Origin of the sequence: Bradyrhizobium sp. (genome assembly GCF_030693485.1) — a bacterium.
GTDB lineage: Bacteria > Pseudomonadota > Alphaproteobacteria > Rhizobiales > Xanthobacteraceae > Bradyrhizobium.
In genome coordinates, this window is the sequence record NZ_JAUYAN010000207.1 from 1 (window position 1) to 1,915 (window position 1,915).

Here is a 1,915-nt window from a genome sequence, read left to right on the forward strand (position 1 = left end):
CCCAAGGGCCGCAACGTCGTGCTCGACAAGTCGTTCGGCGCACCGCGCATCACCAAGGACGGCGTCACCGTCGCCAAGGAAATCGAGCTTGAAGACAAGTTCGAGAACATGGGCGCCCAGATGGTGCGCGAAGTGGCCTCCAAGTCGGCCGACGCAGCCGGCGACGGCACCACCACCGCGACCGTGCTGGCCGCCGCCATCGTCCGCGAAGGCGCCAAGGCCGTTGCCGCCGGCATGAACCCGATGGACCTGAAGCGCGGTATCGACCTCGCGGTGGAAGCCGTGGTCGCCGACCTCGTCAAGAACTCCAAGAAGGTCACCTCGAACGAGGAAATCGCCCAGGTCGGCACCATCTCCGCCAACGGCGACTCCGAAATCGGCAAGTTCCTCGCCGACGCCATGAAGAAAGTCGGCAACGAGGGCGTCATCACGGTTGAAGAGGCGAAGTCCCTCGAGACCGAACTCGACGTCGTCGAAGGCATGCAGTTCGACCGCGGCTACATCTCGCCCTACTTCGTCACCAACGCCGACAAGATGCGCGTCGAATTCGACGACGCCTACATCCTGATCAACGAGAAGAAGCTCTCCAACCTGAACGAACTGCTTCCGCTGCTGGAAGCCGTGGTCCAGACCGGCAAGCCGCTCGTCATCGTCGCGGAAGACGTCGAAGGCGAAGCGCTCGCCACCCTCGTCGTCAACCGTCTGCGTGGCGGCCTCAAGGTTGCCGCCGTCAAGGCTCCGGGCTTCGGCGATCGCCGCAAGGCCATGCTGCAGGACATCGCCGTTCTGACCGGTGGTCAGGCGATCTCGGAAGATCTCGGCATCAAGATGGAGAACGTTACGCTCGCCATGCTCGGTCGCGCCAAGAAGGTGATGATCGACAAGGAGAACACCACCATCGTCAACGGCGCCGGCAAGAAGTCCGACATCGAGGCCCGCGTCACGCAGATCAAGGCGCAGATCGAGGAAACCACCTCGGACTACGACCGTGAGAAGCTGCAGGAGCGTCTGGCCAAGCTCGCAGGCGGCGTCGCGGTGATCCGCGTCGGCGGCGCGACCGAAATCGAAGTCAAGGAGCGCAAGGACCGCGTTGACGACGCGATGCATGCGACCCGTGCGGCGGTTGAAGAAGGCATCGTACCGGGCGGCGGCGTCGCCTTGCTGCGCGCCTCCGAGCAGCTCAAGCGCATCAAGACCGCGAACGACGACCAGAAGACCGGCGTCGAAATCGTCCGCAAGGCGCTGTCCTGGCCCGCTCGCCAGATCGCGATCAACGCAGGCGAGGACGGCTCCGTCATCGTCGGCAAGATCCTCGAGAAGGACCAGTATTCGTACGGCTTCGACTCGCAGTCGGGCGAATACGTCAACCTGATCTCGAAGGGCATCATCGACCCGACCAAGGTGGTTCGCGCGGCGATCCAGAACGCAGCCTCGGTTGCGGCTCTCCTGATCACGACCGAAGCCATGGTCGCCGAACTGCCCAAGAAGGGCGGCGCCGGCGGCGGCGGCATGCCCCCGGGCGGCGGCATGGGCGGCATGGATTTCTGATCCAGGCTTCCCTACGCAAGTATCGAGAATGCAGAACCCCGGCAGCAATGCCGGGGTTTTGTTTTTCCGAGGTGCAATTGCACGCGACAGGTCGATCCGGTCGACCTTTTCAACCAACCGCTGCAGAGACCCCAACCGGCCATCCAGAACGCGAGCCGGCCGGGCCCGAGCCGATTCCCCAGCTCAGGTCGCGCGCGCCGAGGTGTGGCGCTCGGTCGCACCCCGTCGAATTGACCCCCTGTGATCCCGTCACATAATGGCGCGGTCATGCCGGCCTCACGGCCGTGTCGAGACGCAAAAATCCGCACCGGCGCAGGGGGCTGCCGCCGTGAGGAGATCAAGCGCAAGCGAGAAACTGCAAGGCCTC

At 64.3% G+C, this 1,915-nt stretch carries 1 protein-coding gene; it reads left to right on the top strand.

All coding sequences use genetic code 11. From position 1 onward, the window contains the following. On the top strand, positions 1-1,548 hold a 1,548-nt coding region (gene groL, locus Q8N40_RS15455), incomplete at its 5' end, for a chaperonin GroEL (protein WP_305712421.1). Positions 1,549-1,915 lie beyond the last annotated feature (367 nt).